Here is a 19,101-nt window from a genome sequence, read left to right as displayed (position 1 = left end):
ACCACCCCGCATTTCCGCCAGCCACCCCCGCCTTACCGCCCGCCTTTTTCGGCCGGTGACGAGGCGAATTCAATGACTGAAATGATCTCCCCACCAGCGCGGAGTGGTTCTAGGCTCTTCCGTACCGCCGGTCGCGCAGTGCGGGGACGGGCACCGCACACGACGCACAGGAGCACCAGCGGTACTTGAGCGCCGCTCCCGAACGGGAGCGCCGCCGGGCAAGGAGGGCCGCATGACCGTACGGCGAGTAATGGGGATCGAGACGGAGTACGGGATCTCCGTTCCGGGGCACCCGAACGCCAATGCCATGCTCACCTCGTCCCAGATCGTCAATGCCTACGCGGCGGCGATGCACCGGGCGCGACGCGCCCGCTGGGATTTCGAGGAGGAGAATCCGCTGCGGGACGCCCGCGGCTTCGACCTCGCCCGCGAGGCCGCCGACAGCAGCCAGCTGACCGACGAGGACATCGGCCTCGCCAACGTCATCCTCACGAACGGCGCACGCCTCTACGTCGACCACGCCCACCCCGAGTACAGCTCGCCCGAGGTCACCAACCCCCTCGACGCCGTGCTCTGGGACAAGGCCGGCGAGCGGATCATGGCCGAGGCCGCCGAGCGGGCCGCCCAGCTGCCCGGCGCCCAGCCGATCCACCTCTACAAGAACAACACCGACAACAAGGGCGCCTCCTACGGCACGCACGAGAACTACCTGATGAAGCGGGAGACCCCCTTCTCGGACATCGTGCGCCACCTGACCCCCTTCTTCGTCTCCCGCCAGGTCGTCACCGGAGCCGGCCGCATCGGCATCGGCCAGGACGGCCGCGAGCACGGCTTCCAGATCAGCCAGCGGGCGGACTACTTCGAGGTCGAGGTCGGGCTGGAGACCACCCTCAAGCGCCCCATCATCAACACCCGCGACGAGCCCCACTCGGACGCCGAGAAGTACCGCCGCCTCCACGTGATCATCGGCGACGCGAACCTCTCCGAGATCTCCACGTACCTCAAGCTGGGCACGACCGCGCTCGTCCTGTCCATGATCGAGGACGGCTTCATCAACGTCGACCTCGCCGTGGACCAGCCCGTGCGCACCCTCCACCAGGTCTCGCACGACCCGGACCTCCAGCACCTCATCACGCTGCGCAGCGGGCGCACCCTGACCGCCGTACAGCTCCAGATGGAGTACTTCGAGCTGGCCAGGAAGTACGTGGACGAGCGTTTCGGGACGGACGCGGACGAGCAGACCAAGGACGTCCTGGGGCGCTGGGAGGACGTACTGGGCCGGCTGGAGACCGACCCGATGAGCCTGGCGGGGGAGCTCGACTGGATCGCCAAGCGGGAGATCCTGGAGGGCTACCGGCGCCGTGACGGCCTGGGCTGGGACGCGGCCAGGCTCCACCTGGTGGACCTCCAGTACTCGGACGTGCGGCCCGAGAAGGGCCTGTACAACCGCCTGGTCGCCCGCGGGAAGATGAAGCGGCTGCTGGAGGAGCCGGCCGTCGAGCGGGCCGAGAGCAAGCCTCCGGAGGACACCCGGGCGTACTTCCGCGGCCGCTGCCTGGAGCAGTACGCGGACGACGTGGCGGCGGCGTCCTGGGACTCGGTGATCTTCGACCTCCCGGGCCGCGACTCCCTCCAGCGGGTCCCCACCCTGGAACCCCTCAGGGGGACCCGCAACCACGTCAAGGAGCTCCTGGACCGCTGCCGTACGGCGGAGGACCTGGTCCGGGTGCTTTCGGGGCAGTGAGGTGGCCTGAAAGGCCTCCGGCCCGGGAATCATGAAGGCACCCGGACGTTGTGAAAGTACGGGGACGAATGCCGGACCCTCCTTGTAGGGTCCGACGTAGGGTCTGATCTTGAGAGGTCCCGAATCCCGGGGTCTCTCCATGTGAGCGTGCGAACCGAGCGGGGTGAGGTAGACATGGCGACCAAGGACACCGGCGGCGGACAGCAGAAGGCGACGCGCTCGACCGAGGAGGTCGAGGAGACGACCGCCGAGGCGAGCGCCGACCTCAAGGAGCGGCAGGAGAAGCTCTCCGACGACGTCGACTCCGTCCTCGACGAGATCGATGACGTGCTTGAGGAGAATGCGGAGGACTTCGTGCGCTCCTTCGTTCAAAAGGGTGGCCAGTAGACCTCCTTCGCCTTCGATTCGAAGGTCCGACTGCCTTGGTGATCATCAGACGGGTATGGTCCGAGGCGCACTGTTCGGCTGCCGCGCAGCCATGGGGCAGTACAAGGATCGGCGCCACGTCACACGGCGTGCAGCCGCTTACGTGGAAGGAAACCTGTGGAACCCAACACTCGTAGCACAGGGCGTCTACCGGCAGCCTTCCTGACGCCGGGGTCGTCGTCCTTCATGGACTTCCTGGGCGCGCACGCGCCCGAGATGCTGCCGGGGAACCGGCGGCTGCCCGAGGGGATCGTCGAGGCGCCGCACGGGACGACCATCGTCGCCGCGACCTTCCCCGGCGGGGTCGTGCTCGCCGGTGACCGGCGGGCGACCATGGGGAACATGATCGCGCAGCGGGACATCGAGAAGGTGTTCCCGGCCGACGAGTACTCCGCGGTCGGCATCGCCGGCACGGCCGGCCTGGCCGTGGAGATGGTGAAGCTGTTCCAGCTGGAGCTGGAGCACTTCGAGAAGGTCGAAGGGGCGACGCTGTCGCTGGAGGGCAAGGCGAACCGGCTCTCGACCATGATCCGGAGCAACCTGGGCATGGCCATGCAGGGCCTGGCCGTGGTCCCGCTCTTCGCGGGGTACGACGAGGCCAAGGAGAAGGGCCGGATCTTCTCCTACGACGTGACCGGCGGCCGCTCCGAGGAGCACGGCTACGCCGCCACCGGTTCCGGTTCGATCTTCGCCCGGGGTTCGATGAAGAAGCTCTACCGCCCCGACCTGACGGAGGAGCAGGCCACCACGCTGGTCGTGCAGGCGCTGTACGACGCCGCCGACGACGACTCGGCGACCGGCGGGCCGGACCTGTACCGCCACATCTACCCCATCGTCACCGTCATCACCGACGAGGGCTTCCGCAGGCTGGACGAGGACGAGTCGCAGTCGCTCGCCCGCAAGGTGACGGACCGTCGGCTCGAGGAGCCCGACGGACCGCGTGCCGCCCTGCTCTGACCAGTCCTCGTCTCGTCGCCCAGAAGAAAGGGACGGATAACCGGTGTCGACTCCGTTCTATGTGTCACCCCAGCAGGCCATGGCCGACCGGGCGGAATACGCCCGGAAGGGCATCGCCCGCGGCCGCAGCCTGGTCGTGCTGCAGTACGCCGACGGCATCGTGTTCGTCGGCGAGAACCCGTCCCGCGCGCTGCACAAGTTCAGCGAGATCTACGACCGGATCGGCTTCGCGGCCGCCGGCAAGTACAACGAGTACGAGAACCTGCGGATCGGCGGCGTGCGCTACGCCGATCTGCGCGGATACACCTACGACCGTGACGACGTGACGGCGCGCGGTCTGGCGAACGTGTACGCGCAGACGCTCGGCACCATCTTCTCCTCGGCCGGCGAGAAGCCGTACGAGGTGGAGCTGGTGGTGGCCGAGGTCGGCGCGACGGCCGCCGGGGACCAGATCTACCGGCTGCCGCACGACGGCTCGATCGTGGACGAGCACGGCTCGGTCGCGGTCGGCGGCAACGCCGAGCAGATCAGCACCTACCTCGACCAGCGCCACCAGGACGGGATGACCCTGCCCGACGCGCTGAAGCTGGCGGTGCAGGCGCTGTCGAGCCAGGCGAACGGCGCGGACAAGACCATCCCGGCGGAGCGCCTGGAGGTCGCGGTGCTGGACCGTACGCGGTCGCAGCAGCGCAAGTTCAAGCGGATCCGGGGCCGGCAGCTGGCGCGGCTGCTGGAGGCGGACGTTCCGGCGGCCGCCCAGGCGGACGCCGTCTCGAACGACGAGGTGTCGGAGGACGACGCCGAGTAGGCCCGTGGTGCGTGGGCCCCGGTCCGCCCCGGTTGGGGGCGGGCCGGGGCTTTCGCGCGTCCAGGGGTGTCTCAGAGGGCCGGGGCGGGGCCCGTGGAGTCGCGGACGGTGAGTTCGACGGGGATCTCGGGGGCGGTCCAGGGGGTGCCGTCGAGGACGGCGAGGAGGGCGGTCATCCCCTGTTCGCCGACGCGCTCCGCGGGCAGCCGGACGGTCGTGAGCTCGGGTTCGACGGCGGTGGCGAGGGCGAGGTCGTCGACGCCGGTGACGGAGAGGTCCTCGGGGACGCGCAGGCCCAGGCGCCGGGCGGCCTTGCAGACGCCGGCGGCGAGGATGTCGTCGTCGCAGACGACGGCGGTGGGCCGGTCCCGGGGGTCGGCCAGGGCGGTCACGGCGACGGTGCGGGCGGCGTCGACGGTGAGCGCGGCCCGGGCGGTGCGCAGGGCGGCGTGGGGGCCGAGGAGGGCGGCGAGGGCTTCGGCGCGGATGTCGAAGGTCCAGGAGTCGACGTCGGCGGCGAGGTGGAGGAAGCGCCGGTGGCCGAGGCCCAGGAGGTGTTCGGCGACCTGGCGCATGCCGTCGGTGATGGCGAGGTTGACGTGGGCGGCGGCGCGGCCCGAGGCGGGGTCGCTGTCGAGCATGACGAGGGGGAGGCCGTCGCCGCCGAGCGCGTCGAGGGCGTCGGTGGCCATGGAGGAGGCGATGACGCCGTCGAGGGCGGCGCGGGCGGAGGCGAAGGGGTCGCGGGCGGGGCCGGTGCCTTCGGGGGAGGGGTAGAGGACGACGCCGAAGCCGTGTTCTGCGGCGACGCGGGCGGCGCCGGTGTAGACGCGGGCGAAGAACTCGTTGGTGAGGGCGGGCACGACGAGGAGGGCGGTGCGGGTGCTGCCGAGGCGGAGGTTGCGGGCGGCGAGGTTGGGGCGGTAGCCGAGGGCGGCGGCGGCCTCGCGGACGAGCCCGGCGGTGCGTTCGGAGACGCGGCCGCGCCATTTGTCGCCCAGGACGAGGGAGACGGTGGCCTGGGAGACCCCGGCGGCGGTGGCGACGTCGCGGCTGGTGGGTCTCGTCACAGGTAGCTCCTGAAATGCGAGGTGGGGCGGGTGCCGGCGGTCCGCCGGGTGGACCCCGGGTCTGCCGCCATGGTACGTATGACGTGTCTCGTTATACGTATTACCCCGGGCGCGGATCCGGGCAGAAGGGGGCGGTCATGGCCGCGGGTTACGCGGAGCTGCTCAGGACCAGGTACGCCGCGAGGCTGCTGGTGGGCACGCTGATAGGCCGGCTGCCGAACGGCACGGCGGCGATCGCGATCGTCCTCTTCGTCCGGGACCAGGGCGGCAGCTACAGCCTGGCGGGCGCGCTGGCGGCCGTGTACGGGCTCGCCAACGCCGTGGGCCAGCCGCTGCTGGGCCGGGCGGTGGACCTGTACGGGCAGCCGCGCGTGCAGCTGCCCGCGGCGCTGGTGTCGGCGGCGGGCATGGTCTGGCTGGCGCTGGCCGGCACGGACTCGGCGGCGGCCGCGTACGCGGCGATGGTGCTCGCCGGCCTGTTCACCCCGCCGCTGGAGGGCGGTCTGCGCGCACTGTGGCCGGGAGTGCTCGGCGGCCGCGAGGAGCGGGTGCACGCGGCGTACGCCATGGACGCGGTGGCCCAGGAGGTCATGTACACGGTCGGGCCGCTGCTGGTGACCCTGTGCGTGGCGCTGTGGTCCCCGGCGGTGGCGCTGCTGGTGCTGAACGGTGTCGGTGTGCTGGGCGTGCTGTCGGTGGTGGTCTCGGAGCCCTCGCGGACCTGGCGTTCCGCGCCGCGCGAGGCGCACTGGCTGGGCGCGCTGCGCTCGCGCGGGCTGCTGGCGCTGCTGGGCGCGTTCTTCTTCGTCGGCATGGCGCTGGGCTCGATCGCGGTGGCCGCGGTGGCGTACGCGGACGACCACGGCGGGCAGGCGGTCTACGGCTGGCTGATGGCGGCGCTGGGTCTGGGCGCGCTGGTCGGCGGCGTCTTCTACGGCGCGCGGCAGTGGGCGGGGGCGCCGGAGCGGCGGCTGCGGCTGCTGGTGGCGCTGCTGGCGGTCTGTTACCTGCCGCTGATGCTGGACGTGGGCCCGGTGGCGATGACGGCGCTGTCGGCGCTGGCGGGCGTGTTCCTGGCGCCCTCGCTGGCGTGCGCGTTCATCGTGGTGGACCGGCACGCGCCGGCGGGCACGGTGACGGAGGCCTTCTCCTGGCTGGTGACGTTCTTCGGGGTCGGTGCGGCCATCGGTACGGCGGCGGCCGGTCCGGCGCTGGAACTGGGGGGTACCGCGGCCGGTTTCGCGGTGGCCTGCGGTGCCGGCGCGGCGGCGCTGCTGGTGCTGATGCTGACTCAGCGGGCGCTGGCCGGAGCGGGCCGCAGCAGGGCGGTCGCGGGGTCGGCGGAGGGTGCGGCGGAGGCCGTCGCGGAGCCGTTGGTCAAAAACTGACCTGAACGCCGTTCTCGAACCCGGTTTCAGAAGAGTGCAGAAGGCGTAATGTTCAGTCATGGACCGCCGCATTTTCGGGCTGGAGAACGAGTACGGCGTCACGTGCACGTTCAGGGGACAGCGCCGACTGTCTCCTGACGAAGTGGCGCGCTACCTCTTCCGCCGTGTTGTGTCATGGGGCCGCAGCAGCAATGTCTTCCTGCGGAACGGCGCCCGCCTCTACCTCGACGTGGGTTCGCATCCGGAATATGCAACACCCGAATGCGACAACCTGACCGAACTGGTCACTCACGACAAGGCTGGCGAGCGCATTCTCGAAGGCCTGCTCGTCGACGCCGAACGCCGCCTGCACGAGGAGGGAATCGCGGGCGACGTCTACCTCTTCAAGAACAACACCGACTCGGCGGGCAATTCGTACGGCTGTCATGAGAACTATCTCGTGGCCCGGCACGGAGAATTCTCCCGCCTCGCGGACATCCTGATTCCGTTCCTCGTCACGCGCCAGCTGATCTGCGGCGCGGGCAAGGTGCTGCAGACGCCCAGGGGCGCGGTCTACTGCGTCAGCCAGCGGGCCGAGCACATCTGGGAGGGTGTCAGCTCCGCCACCACCCGCTCCCGGCCGATCATCAACACCCGCGACGAGCCGCACGCCGACGCGGAGCGCTACCGCAGGCTGCACGTCATCGTCGGCGACTCGAACATGTCCGAGACGACGATGCTGCTCAAGGTGGGCGCCACCGACCTCGTGCTGCGCATGATCGAGGCGGGGACGGTGATGCGGGACCTGACCCTGGAGAACCCGATCCGGGCGATCCGGGAGGTCAGCCACGACATCACGGGCCAGCGCAAGGTGCGCCTGGCCAGCGGCCGGGAGGCCTCGGCGCTGGAGATCCAGCGGGAGTACTTCGACAAGGCCCTCGACTTCGCCGACCGGCGGGGCATCAACACCGGGGTGGTGGCACAGGTCCTGGAGCTGTGGGGCCGCACCCTGGAGGCCGTCGAGGCGCAGGAACTGGACCGGATCGGCACCGAGATCGACTGGGTGATGAAGTACCAGCTGATCGAGCGGTACCGGGCCAAGCACAACATGACGATGTCCAATCCGCGGGTCGCCCAGATAGACCTCGCGTACCACGACATCCACCGCCGCCGGGGCCTGTACTACCTGCTGGAGCGCAAGGGGCAGGCGGCCCGGGTGTGCAACGACCTGAAGATCTTCGAGGGCAAGTCGGTGCCCCCGCAGACCACCCGGGCCAGGCTGCGCGGTGACTTCATCCGCCGCGCGCAGGAGCAGAGGCGGGACTTCACTGTCGACTGGGTGCACCTGAAGCTCAACGACCAGGCGCAGCGCACCGTGCTGTGCAAGGACCCGTTCCGGTCGGTGGACGACCGGGTGGAGAAGCTCATCGCCGGAATGTGACGCGGTGCGCCAAGGGACCCCGTGCGCGGTGGCGTACGGGGTTCCCGCACGCCACCGCCTTGTCGCGGAAGGGTCAGCCCGTAGAGTGGGCCGCTACGACGGACCATTCCAGCGACCCTGAGGACCACTGTGCGACGCCGACTTGCTGCCGCGCTCATCGTGCCGGCTCTGATGCTCACCGCGGCCTGCGGAGGGGGCGACGACTCGAAGAAGGAGTCCTCGGCGTCCCCGTCGGCCAGTGCCGGCAAGACCGAGGTGCCGAAGGCGGTGGCGTCGGCCGACCCGATGCCGACGGTCGCCGGTGAGGCCGGCAAGAAGGCGGAGATCACCGTTCCCAAGGGCGAGCCGAGCGGCAAGTTCGTGGTGAACACCCTCAAGGAGGGCACCGGGCCGGAGATCAAGAAGGACGATCTCGTGGTCACGAAGTACACGGGCAAGGTCTGGAAGAGCGGCAAGGAGCTGTCCGGCTCGTACGACCCGGACGGTCAGCCGCTGGTCGTCCCGGCGGGTTCGCCGCAGATCCTGCCGCTGTTCAGTGACGCGGTGCTGGGCAAGAAGGTCGGCAGCCGTCTGCTGGTCGTCGCCCCGCCGGCGGCCGCGTTCGGTGACCAGGGCCAGCCGCAGCTGGGCGTCGGCCCGAAGGACAACCTGGTGTTCGTCCTCGACGTGGACTCCGTGCTGCCGAAGAAGGCCGAGGGCACCCAGGCGCCGATCCCGTCCGACCTCCCGCAGGTGAAGGCCGACGAGGACAAGGCCGCCACGATCACGGTCCCGAAGAACGACCCGCCGAAGGAGCTCGTCGACAAGGTCCTGATCGAGGGCAAGGGCGCGGAGGTCAAGAAGGGCCAGACCGTCTACATGCAGTACAGCGGTGCGGCGTGGGCCCCGAACCAGGGCAAGGACGCGGCCAAGCTCTTCGACACCTCCTGGAAGACCGGTCAGCCGTTCTCGACGAAGATCGGCGAGGGCCAGGTCATCGAGGGCTGGGACAAGGGCCTGGTGGGCAAGAAGGTCGGCAGCCGCGTGCTGCTGGTGATCCCGCCGGAGCAGGCGTACAAGGACCAGGCCAAGGGGGAGGACCTGCCGGCCAACTCCACGCTGGTCTTCGTCGTGGACATCGTCGGAGCAGTGTAAGACTGTTCCGGTTGTACATCGTTTCGTACGTATGAGGAGCAGTTCCGTGCGCGAGCTCGAGAAGCCCGAGATCGACTTCCCCGAGGGCCCGGTCCCGACCGACCTGGTCATCGAGGACATCTGGGAGGGCGACGGCCCGGTGGCCGAGGCCGGCAACAAGGTCTCCGTCCACTACGTGGGCGTGGCCTTCTCCTCCGGTGAGGAGTTCGACGCCTCCTGGAACCGCGGCGCTCCGCTGCAGTTCATCCTGGGTATCGGCCAGGTCATCCCGGGCTGGGACCAGGGCGTCCAGGGCATGAAGGTCGGCGGCCGTCGCAAGCTGACGATCCCGGCCCACCTCGCCTACGGCGACCGCGGCGCCGGCGGTGCCATCAAGCCGGGCGAGACGCTGATCTTCGTCTGCGACCTGATGGGCGTCTGATCTCACCCGCTGTGATCACCGAGGGCCCCCGCCGTGAGGCGGGGGCCCTCGCTTTTGCCGGGGACCACGGGGGCGGTACGGTCAACGGTCACGAGTGTGTGCCGAAGAGTGGGGGGAAGGGCTTCGATGGCGATCGCCAAGGCCGAGCGGCTGATGAACCTGGCGCTGTGCCTGCTGGGGACGCGCCGTCCCCTCAGCAAGCGTGAGCTGCGCGGTTCCATCGAGGCCTACCTCGAAGCAGGGAACGACGAGTCCTTCAACCGGATGTTCGAGCGCGACAAGGACGATCTGCGTGAACTCGGTCTGGTGATCGAGACCGTGGAGAACCTGGAGGGCGAGACCGGATACCTGGCCCGCCGGGACAGCAACCGGCTGCCGCCCGTCTCCCTCGACGCCGAGGAGGCCGCCGCCCTCGGGCTGGCGGCCAAGGTCTGGCAGCAGGCCCGCCTGGCGGGCGCGGCCAGCGGCGCGCTGCAGAAGCTCCGCGCCGGCGGGATGCCGGAGGCCGGCGATCCGTACGAGGGCCAGCACAGCGCCATCGAGCCGCGGATCCCCGTCCACGAGGCGGCCTTCGAGCCCCTGATGCTGGCCTGCCGCGACCGGCGGCCGGTGGTCTTCGAGTACCGCAAGTCCAACGCGGCCCGGCCCGAGCCCCGCCAGGTGGAGCCGTGGGCCCTGGAGTGCTGGCGGGGCCACTGGTACCTGGCCGGCTACGACCGCGACCGCGGGGCGGAGCGGGTCTTCCGGCTCTCCCGGATCACCGGCAAGGTCCGCTCCCGGGCCGGCAAGTACACCGCCGACGTACCGGACGTGGTGACCGTGCGCGAGACCGTGGCGGCCTGGGCCGGCGAGGGCGCCGAGCGTTCGGCGCTGATCCGGCTGCGCTCCGGGGCGGGCTACCCGCTGCGGGCCAAGGCCACCGCCGTGCGCGAGGCCGGCGCCGGCTGGGACGAGCTGGAGATCCCCTACGGGCACGGGCTGGACGCCTGGCTCGTGGAGTTCGGCCCGGACGTCGTCGTGGTGGGGCCGGCCGACCTGCGGGCCGACGTGGTGGACCGGCTGCGCGCCGTCGCCCGGGGCTAGGGGGTGTCTGGTGGATCAGGGCCGGACAGCCCGGGTCGTCTGGCACCGCGCCTTGCTGTCCGACCCTGATCCACCAGACACCCCCCGGGCCGTGTCTTCTGGATCAGGAAGACACGGCCCGACCCGAACAACAACAGCAGCAACGCCCTGAGGGGGAGACGTAGCAGCATGGCCGCCAACGCCATCGACCAGACCCGCCGGATGCTGTCCCTGGTGACCTACCTGCGCGAGCGCCCGGGCGCGCACGTCGCGGACGTCGCCCGCGCCTTCGGGATCACCGAGGACGAGCTGATCTCGGACCTCGACGTGCTGCCCATGTGCGGCACCAGCTTCCGCGGCGGGGACCTGCTCGACATCGACACCGACGGCGACCGCATCTGGTGGCACAACGCCGACGCCTCGGGGGAGTCCACCGCCGAGCCGCTGCGGCTCGCCGCCGACGAGGCCACCTCCCTGCTGGTCGCCGCCCGGGCGGTCGCGACCCTGCCGGGACTGCGCGAGAGCGACCGGGACGCCCTGCTGCGGGCCACCGCCAAGCTGGAGGCCGCCGCCGGCGAGGCGGCCGGCGCCAGCTCCCGGCTGTCGGTGACCTTCGAGTCCGAGGGCGGGGTCTTCGCCGACGTCGACCGGGCCATCTCCGAGCGGCGCCGGCTCTGGCTGCGCTACTACTCGCCCGCCCGCGACGAGCTCACCGAGCGCACCGTCGACCCGATCCGGCTCTTCGCGGTCGGGCACACGTACCTGGAGGGGTGGTGCCACCTCTCCGAGGCCCGGCGCACCTTCCGGCTCGACCGGGTCGCCGAGATCCGCCTCCTCGACGAGCGGGCCGAGCCGCCCGCCATCGAGCCCCGGGACCTGTCCGAGGGCCTGGTGCAGCCGGCCGCCGAGGACCCCGAGGTGGTCGTCGAGGTGGGCCCCGGCGGGCGCTGGGTCGCCGAGTACTACCCGCACGACAGCGCCGAGGAGCTGGCCGGCGGCGGGCTGCGGATCACGCTGCGCAGCCCCGACCCGGCCTCGCTGCGCCGGCTCGCGCTGCGCCTGGGCCGCGACGGACGGATCGTGTCGCCGCCCGAGCTGGCGGAGAGCGCCCGTAAGGCCGCTGGAGAGGCGCTCGCGGGGTACGGGGAACAGGTCTAGAGGGAGCGGGGAGCGATGTCGCGATCAGCAGGTCTCGTACCGGTCACGTTCAAGGCAGCCTGTCCCGAGTGCCGGGCGCGCTTCGAGCTCGCGGCGGACGCGCTGCGCCTGGCGATCGGCGGCAGCCGCCGCGCCACCTTCTACTCCTTCACCTGCCCCGAGTGCGCGGCGGCCGTCCGCAAACCCGCCGGTGAGCGCATCGTGGAGCTGCTGACGGGCGGGGGAGTGAGCACCCTGCGCAGCGTGTGAGGGCGGGGCGCTAGGCTCTTGGCATGCTGTGGCCGATGCTCGCGATCGCCCTGGGATTCCTCGGGCTCGCCGTCCTGTCCGTCCTCGCCCTGCGGGTCTTCCTGGAGGTGCGGCGGCTGTCCGGGCAGGTCGCGCTCGCCAGCCGCCGGATCACCGAGGCCTCGGGCGACCTGGAACGGGCCGCCGCCGACCTCGCCCGGGCCGGGCGGGCGGCGGCTCCGTAGCGGTGGCGTCACGAGCATGTGGTCCTCTGGATATGGAAACCGCGGAGCCGGACCCGTACCGTCGGTGCGGCAGGCAATCGCGGAGACCCCCGGGGATTGCCGGGCGTTAACCCGCGGGGGTTACGATCCATGTCAGAGCGGTACCGGATCTTTGTCCGGTATCGCCCAAGGCCACCACAACCAGCCGTTTCGGTGAGAAGGAAGACACACATGATCGGCAATCTGAAGCCCCTTGAGATCCTTCTGATCATCGCTGTCATCGTGCTGCTGTTCGGCGCCAAGAAGCTCCCCGAGATGGCCCGCTCGCTCGGCAAGTCGGCCCGCATCCTCAAGAGCGAGGCCAAGGCGATGAAGAAGGACGGCGAGGCCGACGCCGACGCCGCTCCCGCCGCCGACCAGGCCGCGCAGCAGCCCGTGGCCCCGCGCACCATCCAGGCCGCACCCGGTGACGTCACCAGCGCCCGGCCCGTGAACGAGACCAACCGCACCACCCAGGGCTGACGCGCGGCGGTCGCCCGTCACGACAGTCATCTGCAACGAGACAAGGGACGTGGGTTGCTCAAGTCTGCCCGCAAGCAGGGGAAACAGGACCGGCAGGCGAAGGACGCCGAAGGGCGGATGCCGCTGGTCGAGCACCTGCGTGAGCTGAGGAACCGGCTGCTGAAGTCGGTTCTGGCGATCATCGTGGTCACGGTCGTCGCGGCCTACTTCTACCGGCCGATCATCGACTTCCTGCTGGAGCCGATGCTGTCCTCGGTGGGCTGCACCAACGGCGCCACGCACCAGCGCAACGGCGCCCCCTGCGCCGAGATGACCACCAACGGCCTGACCGCGCCCTTCTCCATCGCGCTGAAGGTCGGCCTGTCCGCCGGCATCGTGCTGTCGGCCCCGGTCTGGCTCTACCAGCTGTGGGCGTTCGCCGCCCCCGGCCTGCACAAGAACGAGAAGAAGTACGCGCTGAGCTTCGTCGCCGTCGGCGCGCCCCTCTTCATCGCCGGCGCGGTCCTCGCGTACAAGATCCTGCCGCAGACGGCGGAGATCCTCCTCGGCTTCACCCCCGACCACGTCAAGAACCTGCTCCCGGTCGACGACTACCTCGACCTGGTCACGCGCATGGTCGTGGTCTTCGGCCTCGCGTTCGAGCTGCCGCTGATGCTGGTGCTGCTGAACTTCACCGGGGTCCTCACCGCCAAGCGGCTGGGCAGCTGGTGGCGGGCCATGGTGCTCGGCATCACGGTCTTCTCCGCGTTCGCGACGCCCACCGGTGACCCGGTGACCATGCTGACGCTGGCCTCCCCGATCGTGGCCCTGTACTTCATCGCCCTCGGCATCTGCCTGCTGAACGACCGCAGGCGCAAGCGCAACGACCCCGACGCCGGGCTCGACGACGACGAGGCCTCCGAGCTGGACCTGACCCCGGCCCCGGTCGGTGCGGCGGAAGCGGCCCCGTCCGCCTCCACCCTGCCCGGGCAGGACGACGGCGGACGCCGCCAGATCAACGGTTACGACGACGCCACCTGACAGGTAAGTTCCGGTGGGTGAGCGCTGAGATCACCCTCTTCGTCAATCCCACCGCGGGACGCGGCCGGGGCGCGCACGCCGCGCAGCCGGCCGCTTCCGCGCTCCGGGCGGCCGGGTTCTCCGTACGGACCGTCGTCGGCACCGACGCCGCCGACGCCCTGGCCCGGCTGCGCGCCGCCGTCCGCGGGGGCACCGGAGCGGTGGTCGTGGTGGGCGGCGACGGGATGGTCTCCCTCGCCCTCCAGGCCCTCGCCGGGACGCTGGTCCCGCTCGGGGTGGTCGCGGTCGGCACCGGGAACGACTTCGCCCGCTCGCTCGGGCTGCCCGTGCGCGACCCCGCCGGCGCCGGGCGACTGGCCGCCGAGGCCCTCAAGGAGAGCCGGATCCGGGAGATCGACCTCGGCCGGGCGGCCGGCGCCTGGTACGGGACCGTGCTGTGCTCCGGCTTCGACTCGCGGGTCAACGACCGCGGCAACCGGCTCCGGCTCCCGCTGGGCCGCTTCAAGTACGACCTGGCCATCGCCCTGGAGCTGGCCGCCTTCCGGCCCTTCCCGTACCGGATCACCCTCGACGACGGCCCGGTCATCGAGACGGAGGCCACCCTCGTCGCCGTGGGGAACGGCTCCTCGTACGGGGGCGGGATGCGCATATGCGCCGACGCCGTTCCCGACGACGGCCTCTTCGACGTCACGGTGGTCGGCGACTGCGGACGCGGCACCCTGCTCACGGTGTTCCCGCAGGTCTACAGGGGGACGCACCTGTCCCACCCCAAGGTCACCGTCCACCGCGCCGCCAAGGTCACCCTCGAAGCCCCGGGCCTGACCGCCTACGCCGACGGGGAGCCGCTGGGCCCGCTCCCGGTGACCGCCGAGTGCGTCCCCGGGGCGGTCCGGCTCCTCACATAAATGATCGCGACTGTTGTCAGAGGCGGCGGGTAGTCTCGAAGACAAGATGACCGAAGAACTCTCACCCGCCGAGCGGTACGCCGCTGCCCGGATCCGCGCCGCCGAAGAGGCCTCCGCCCTGGCCCCCTTCCGCGAGATGTACGAATTCGACCTGGACCCGTACCAGATCGAGGCCTGTAAGGCACTGGAGGCCGGCAAGGGCGTCCTGGTGGCCGCCCCGACCGGCTCGGGCAAGACCATCGTGGGCGAGTTCGCCGTGCACCTCGCCCTCCAGCAGGGCCGCAAGTGCTTCTACACGACGCCCATCAAGGCCCTGTCCAACCAGAAGTACGCCGACCTCGTCAAGCGCTACGGCGCCGCCAAGGTGGGCCTGCTGACCGGCGACAACAGCGTCAACGGCGACGCCCCCGTGGTCGTGATGACCACCGAGGTGCTCCGCAACATGCTCTACGCGGGCTCCCAGGCGCTCAGCGGCCTCGGATACGTGGTGATGGACGAGGTGCACTACCTCTCCGACCGGTTCCGCGGCGCCGTGTGGGAGGAAGTGATCATCCACCTCCCCGAGTCGGTGACCCTCGTCTCGCTGTCCGCGACCGTCTCCAACGCCGAGGAGTTCGGCGACTGGCTCGACACCGTCCGCGGCGACACCGAGGTCATCGTCTCCGAGGAGCGCCCCGTACCGCTGTGGCAGCACGTGATGGCCGGCCGGCGGATCTACGACCTCTTCGAGGAGGAGTCCGACCACGGAGGCCGCGGCTCCGCCCGCCGCGAGGTCAACCCCGACCTGCTGCGCATGGCCCGCGAGGAGAACAGCCGCGGCTACAGCCCCAAGGACCGGCGGCGCGGCAAGATGGTCCGCGAGGCCGACCGCGAGCGCGAGCGCCGCTCCCGCAGCCGGATCTGGACCCCGGGCCGCCCCGAGGTGATCGCCCGCCTCGACAACGACAACCTGCTGCCCGCGATCAACTTCATCTTCAGCCGGGCCGGCTGCGAGGCCGCCGTCCAGCAGTGCCTGTACGCGGGCCTGCGGCTCAACGACGACACCGCGCGCCTGCAGGTCCGTGAGATCGTCGAGGAGCGGACCGCCTCCATCCCCGCCGAGGACCTGCACGTCCTGGGCTACTACGAGTGGCTCGAAGGCCTGGAGCGGGGCATCGCCGCGCACCACGCGGGCATGCTGCCCACCTTCAAGGAGGTCGTCGAGGAGTTGTTCGTACGCGGCCTCGTCAAGGCCGTCTTCGCCACCGAGACCCTCGCGCTGGGCATCAACATGCCCGCGCGCACGGTCATCCTGGAGAAGCTCGTCAAGTGGAACGGCGAGCAGCACGCCGACATCACCCCCGGCGAGTACACGCAGCTGACCGGCCGGGCCGGGCGGCGCGGCATCGACGTCGAGGGCCACGCGGTGGTGCTGTGGCAGCGCGGCATGGACCCGGTGCAGCTCGCCGGGCTCGCCGGCACCCGCACCTATCCGCTGCGCTCCAGCTTCAAGCCCTCGTACAACATGGCCGTCAACCTGGTCTCCCAGTTCGGCCGGCACCGCTCCCGCGAACTGCTGGAGACCTCCTTCGCGCAGTTCCAGGCCGACCGCTCGGTCGTCGGGATCTCCCGGCAGGTCCAGCGCAACGAGGAGGGCCTGGACGGCTACCGGGAGGGCATGACCTGCCACCTCGGGGACTTCGAGGAGTACGCGCGGCTGCGCCGCGACCTCAAGGACCGCGAGACCGACCTCGCCAAGCAGGGCGCGGCCCAGCGCCGGGCGCAGGCGGCCAGTTCGCTGGAGAAGCTCAAGCCGGGCGACGTCATCCACGTGCCGACCGGCAAGTTCGCCGGGCTGGCGCTGGTCCTGGACCCGGGCGTACCGGGCGGACGGAGCAACGGGCACCGCGGGTACGAGTACCACGAGGGCCCGCGCCCGCTGGTGCTCACCGCCGAGCGGCAGGTCAAGCGGCTCGCCGCGATCGACTTCCCGGTCCCGGTCGAGGCCATCGACCGGATGCGGATCCCCAAGACCTTCAACGCGCGCTCCCCGCAGTCCCGCAGGGACCTGGCGACGGCGCTGCGCAACAAGGCCGGTCACATCGACCCGCAGCGGCACCGGCCCGGCCGCGCTGCCGCGGCCGACGACCGCGAGATCGCCCGGCTGCGCGCGGAACTGCGGGCGCACCCCTGCCACGGCTGCGACGAGCGCGAGGACCACGCCCGCTGGGCGGAGCGCTACCACCGGCTCAAGCGGGACACGCAGCAGCTGGAGCGGCGCATCGAGGGCCGGACGAACACCATCGCCCGCACCTTCGACCGGATCCACGCGCTGCTCACCGAGCTGGACTACCTGCGCGAGGACGAGGTCACCGTGCACGGCAAGCGCCTGGCCCGGCTCTACGGCGAGCTGGACCTGCTGGCCTCGGAGTGCCTGCGCGAGGGCGTCTGGGAGGGCCTGAACCCCGCCGAACTGGCCGCCTGCGTCTCGGCGTTGGTCTTCGAGGCGCGCCAGTCCGACGACGCGGCCCCGCCCAAGGTGCCGAACGGCGCGGCGAAGACGGCGCTGGGCGAGATGGTCCGCATCTGGGGCCGGCTCGACGCACTGGAGGAGGAGCACCGCATCAACCAGGCGGAGGGCGTCGGCCAGCGCGAGCCGGACCTCGGCTTCGCGTGGGCGGCCTACCAGTGGGCCTCCGACAAGAGCCTGGACGAGGTGCTGCGCGAGGCGGAGATGCCGGCCGGCGACTTCGTGCGCTGGTGCAAGCAGGTCATCGATGTCCTCGGGCAGATCGCGCAGGCGGCCCCCGCCTCGACGGCCCCGCCCTCCTCGGCGGGCGGGAGCACGGTGGCGCGCAACGCCCGCAAGGCCGTCGACGCCCTGTTGCGGGGTGTAGTGGCCTACAGCTCGGTCGGCTAGGCGGCTTTGGGGCTTCGTCCGAAGCCCCTGCCGGCCGGATCTCACCTCTGGCCATGATCGATCAGGCATGTCCTGTGCGACGATCGGCGTATGAGTGGGGGAACGGGCGATGGTCCGAGACGGGTCGGTCGGCCGCGCGCCGACCAGCTGAGACCGGACAGCGGCCGGCCGCCGCGCGAGGAACTCCTGCGCGCGGCGGCCGAGCTGTTCACCGTCCGGGGGTACGCGGCCACCACCACCCGGGCGGTGGCCGAACGGGCCGGAATGCGCCAGGCCACGATGTACCACTACTTCGGCGGCAAGGAGGAACTCCTCGCCGAACTCCTGGAATCCACGGTCGCGCCCTCGCTGGCGCTCTCCCGCCGGCTACTGGCCGACACCGGCCGGTCGGCCGCCCTGCGGCTGTGGGAGCTGTGCCGCTCTGACGTGCTGCTGCTCTGCGGGGGCCCGTACGACCTGGGCGCCCTCTACCTGCTGCCCGAGCTGAGGGGGTCGCGGCTGGCGCGGTTCCGGCGGATGCGCGGGGAACTGCGCGACGGCTACCGGGCGTTGCTCGCCGACACCCCCGCCGGAGCCGAACTGGCCCGGGAGCGGGGCGGGCTGGCCCTGCGCAACGACCTGCTCTTCGGCCTGATCGAGGGCGTCGTGCTGGTCCGCCGCTCCGATCCGGAGCGCCCGGTCGCGGCCTTCGCGGAGGCCACCGCCGACGCCGCCCTGCGGATCGCGGGGCTCACGCCTCCGGTCCCGCCTCCCAGCCCGCCCGGTCCTCCCACGCCTGGAGGGTGAGCCCGGTCTCCAGCCGGTGTTCGACGCCGGTGACCGGGTCGGTGAAGGCCAGGGTCCGGGCCAGCAGCTGGAGCGGGCGCCGGTAGTCGGCCGGATCCGCCGCCCGGGCCACCACCGGGTAGACGGGATCGCCCAGGATGGGCAGGCCCAGGGAGTTCATGTGCACCCGCAGCTGGTGGGTGCGCCCCGTGTGCGGGGTCAGCCGGTAGCGGCCCAGCCCGCCCCGGACCTCGGCGAGCTCGACCAGGCTCTCGGCGTTCGGCTCGGCGCCGGGCACCTCGACCGCCGCCATCACCCCGCGGGTCTTCTCGATGTGGCTGCGGACCAGCCGGGGCAGCTCCAGCGAGGGATCGTGGGGCGCGAGGGCCTCGTACTCCTTGCGCACCCGGCGCTCCTGGAACAGCAGCTGGTAGGCACCGCGGTCCTCGGGACGGATGCTGAACATCACCAGCCCGGCCGTCATCCGGTCCAGGCGGTGGGCCGGGCTCAGGGCCGGCAGGTCCAGCTCCCGGCGCAGCCGGGCCAGGGCGGTCTCGGTGACGTGGCTGCCGCGCGGGGTGGTCGCCAGGAAGTGCGGCTTGTCCACCACCAGGAGGTGCCGGTCGCGGTGCACCACGCCGATCGGGAAGGGCACGGGCGGCTCGGGCGGCATGTCCCGGTGGAACCAGAGCCACCCGCCGGGCTCGTACGGGTCCTCGTGCCGCAGCACCCGCCCGCCCTCGCCCAGCACCCGACCGTCGGCGAGGAGGCGGGCCATGGACTCGGAGCCGCGCGTGCCGGCGTACCGCTCGGTCAGGTAGGCGCCGAGCGTCGGCCAGCGGCCCTCGTGGTCGGGGGGCAGGCGCATCCGGACCGGGTCGATGCCGGCCTGCTGGGGGAGGGGTGCGGGCGGGATGTGGGATCTGCGGGTCATCGGGACCAGGGTAGGC

At 71.4% G+C, this 19,101-nt stretch carries 19 protein-coding genes; 17 read left to right on the top strand and 2 right to left on the bottom strand.

Features of this window, described 5'->3' with window-relative positions; genetic code table 11:
* The first annotated feature begins 232 nt into the window (after window positions 1–232).
* The 4 genes from dop to prcA all read left to right on the top strand — a co-directional run bounded on the left by dop (window position 233) and on the right by prcA (window position 3,935).
* Window positions 233–1,744 (top strand): depupylase/deamidase Dop, encoded by a 1,512-nt coding sequence (gene dop / locus ACZ518_RS24485; protein WP_469115122.1) that lies wholly within the window; start codon window positions 233–235, stop codon window positions 1,742–1,744.
* A 174-nt stretch (window positions 1,745–1,918) separates the two neighbouring features.
* Entirely contained in the window at window positions 1,919–2,131 is a 213-nt protein-coding gene (locus tag ACZ518_RS24480) for a ubiquitin-like protein Pup (protein ID WP_469115121.1), read from the top strand.
* Window positions 2,132–2,287: 156 nt separating this feature from the next.
* Window positions 2,288–3,127, top strand: coding sequence for a proteasome subunit beta (gene prcB / locus ACZ518_RS24475; RefSeq protein WP_469115120.1), 840 nt, complete (start codon window positions 2,288–2,290; stop codon window positions 3,125–3,127).
* 43 nt (window positions 3,128–3,170) lie between these two features.
* Complete coding sequence (gene prcA, locus ACZ518_RS24470) at window positions 3,171–3,935, top strand: proteasome subunit alpha (protein ID WP_362472096.1); 765 nt, start codon at window positions 3,171–3,173, stop codon at window positions 3,933–3,935.
* Window positions 3,936–4,006: 71 nt separating this feature from the next.
* On the opposite strand, the gene ACZ518_RS24465 is transcribed toward prcA, so the two are convergent.
* Window positions 4,007–5,005: a LacI family DNA-binding transcriptional regulator gene (locus ACZ518_RS24465; protein ID WP_469115119.1), complete on the bottom strand. Its 999-nt coding sequence runs from the start codon at window positions 5,003–5,005 to the stop codon at window positions 4,007–4,009.
* A 137-nt stretch (window positions 5,006–5,142) separates the two neighbouring features.
* Between ACZ518_RS24465 and ACZ518_RS24460 the strand changes: the two genes are divergently transcribed.
* The 13 genes from ACZ518_RS24460 to ACZ518_RS24400 all read left to right on the top strand — a co-directional run bounded on the left by ACZ518_RS24460 (window position 5,143) and on the right by ACZ518_RS24400 (window position 18,172).
* Window positions 5,143–6,393 carry an MFS transporter gene (locus tag ACZ518_RS24460; protein ID WP_469115118.1) on the top strand — a complete coding sequence of 417 codons (1,251 nt, stop codon included), beginning with the start codon at window positions 5,143–5,145 and terminating at the stop codon, window positions 6,391–6,393.
* A 58-nt stretch (window positions 6,394–6,451) separates the two neighbouring features.
* A complete protein-coding gene (gene pafA / locus ACZ518_RS24455) occupies window positions 6,452–7,813 on the top strand; it encodes a Pup--protein ligase (protein WP_469115117.1) in 1,362 nt (453 codons plus the stop codon).
* A 129-nt stretch (window positions 7,814–7,942) separates the two neighbouring features.
* Window positions 7,943–8,947 carry an FKBP-type peptidyl-prolyl cis-trans isomerase gene (locus tag ACZ518_RS24450; RefSeq protein WP_469115116.1) on the top strand — a complete coding sequence of 335 codons (1,005 nt, stop codon included), beginning with the start codon at window positions 7,943–7,945 and terminating at the stop codon, window positions 8,945–8,947.
* A 46-nt stretch (window positions 8,948–8,993) separates the two neighbouring features.
* The gene (locus tag ACZ518_RS24445; protein ID WP_469115115.1) at window positions 8,994–9,368 is read left to right on the top strand and encodes an FKBP-type peptidyl-prolyl cis-trans isomerase; all 375 of its coding nucleotides are present in this window, start codon (window positions 8,994–8,996) and stop codon (window positions 9,366–9,368) included.
* Between the two features lie 126 nt (window positions 9,369–9,494).
* Window positions 9,495–10,451, top strand: a complete 957-nt coding sequence (locus ACZ518_RS24440) for a helix-turn-helix transcriptional regulator (protein ID WP_469115114.1) — start codon at window positions 9,495–9,497, stop codon at window positions 10,449–10,451.
* 168 nt (window positions 10,452–10,619) lie between these two features.
* The gene (locus tag ACZ518_RS24435) at window positions 10,620–11,588 is read left to right on the top strand and encodes a helix-turn-helix transcriptional regulator (protein ID WP_469115113.1); all 969 of its coding nucleotides are present in this window, start codon (window positions 10,620–10,622) and stop codon (window positions 11,586–11,588) included.
* A 15-nt stretch (window positions 11,589–11,603) separates the two neighbouring features.
* The gene (locus ACZ518_RS24430) at window positions 11,604–11,837 is read left to right on the top strand and encodes a CpXC domain-containing protein (protein ID WP_007263172.1); all 234 of its coding nucleotides are present in this window, start codon (window positions 11,604–11,606) and stop codon (window positions 11,835–11,837) included.
* Window positions 11,838–11,860: 23 nt separating this feature from the next.
* Window positions 11,861–12,061 (top strand): hypothetical protein, encoded by a 201-nt coding sequence (locus ACZ518_RS24425; protein WP_362472120.1) that lies wholly within the window; start codon window positions 11,861–11,863, stop codon window positions 12,059–12,061.
* 210 nt (window positions 12,062–12,271) lie between these two features.
* A complete protein-coding gene (gene tatA, locus ACZ518_RS24420) occupies window positions 12,272–12,562 on the top strand; it encodes a Sec-independent protein translocase subunit TatA (RefSeq protein WP_469115112.1) in 291 nt (96 codons plus the stop codon).
* 54 nt (window positions 12,563–12,616) lie between these two features.
* The gene (tatC, locus tag ACZ518_RS24415) at window positions 12,617–13,582 is read left to right on the top strand and encodes a twin-arginine translocase subunit TatC (RefSeq protein ID WP_469115111.1); all 966 of its coding nucleotides are present in this window, start codon (window positions 12,617–12,619) and stop codon (window positions 13,580–13,582) included.
* A 17-nt stretch (window positions 13,583–13,599) separates the two neighbouring features.
* Window positions 13,600–14,487 (top strand): diacylglycerol kinase, encoded by an 888-nt coding sequence (locus tag ACZ518_RS24410; protein ID WP_469115110.1) that lies wholly within the window; start codon window positions 13,600–13,602, stop codon window positions 14,485–14,487.
* A 46-nt stretch (window positions 14,488–14,533) separates the two neighbouring features.
* The gene (locus ACZ518_RS24405; RefSeq protein WP_469115109.1) at window positions 14,534–17,386 is read left to right on the top strand and encodes a DEAD/DEAH box helicase; all 2,853 of its coding nucleotides are present in this window, start codon (window positions 14,534–14,536) and stop codon (window positions 17,384–17,386) included.
* 90 nt (window positions 17,387–17,476) lie between these two features.
* The gene (locus ACZ518_RS24400; RefSeq protein WP_469115108.1) at window positions 17,477–18,172 is read left to right on the top strand and encodes a TetR/AcrR family transcriptional regulator; all 696 of its coding nucleotides are present in this window, start codon (window positions 17,477–17,479) and stop codon (window positions 18,170–18,172) included.
* On the opposite strand, the gene ACZ518_RS24395 is transcribed toward ACZ518_RS24400, so the two are convergent.
* A complete protein-coding gene (locus ACZ518_RS24395) occupies window positions 18,117–19,085 on the bottom strand; it encodes a pseudouridine synthase (protein ID WP_469115107.1) in 969 nt (322 codons plus the stop codon). The two genes, ACZ518_RS24400 and ACZ518_RS24395, sit on opposite strands and share 56 nt — an antisense overlap.
* Between the last annotated feature and the right edge of the window lie 16 nt (window positions 19,086–19,101).

It is taken from the genome of Streptomyces sp. NPDC033966 (assembly GCF_055575955.1).
This window is presented reverse-complemented; position numbering and strand designations above follow the sequence as displayed.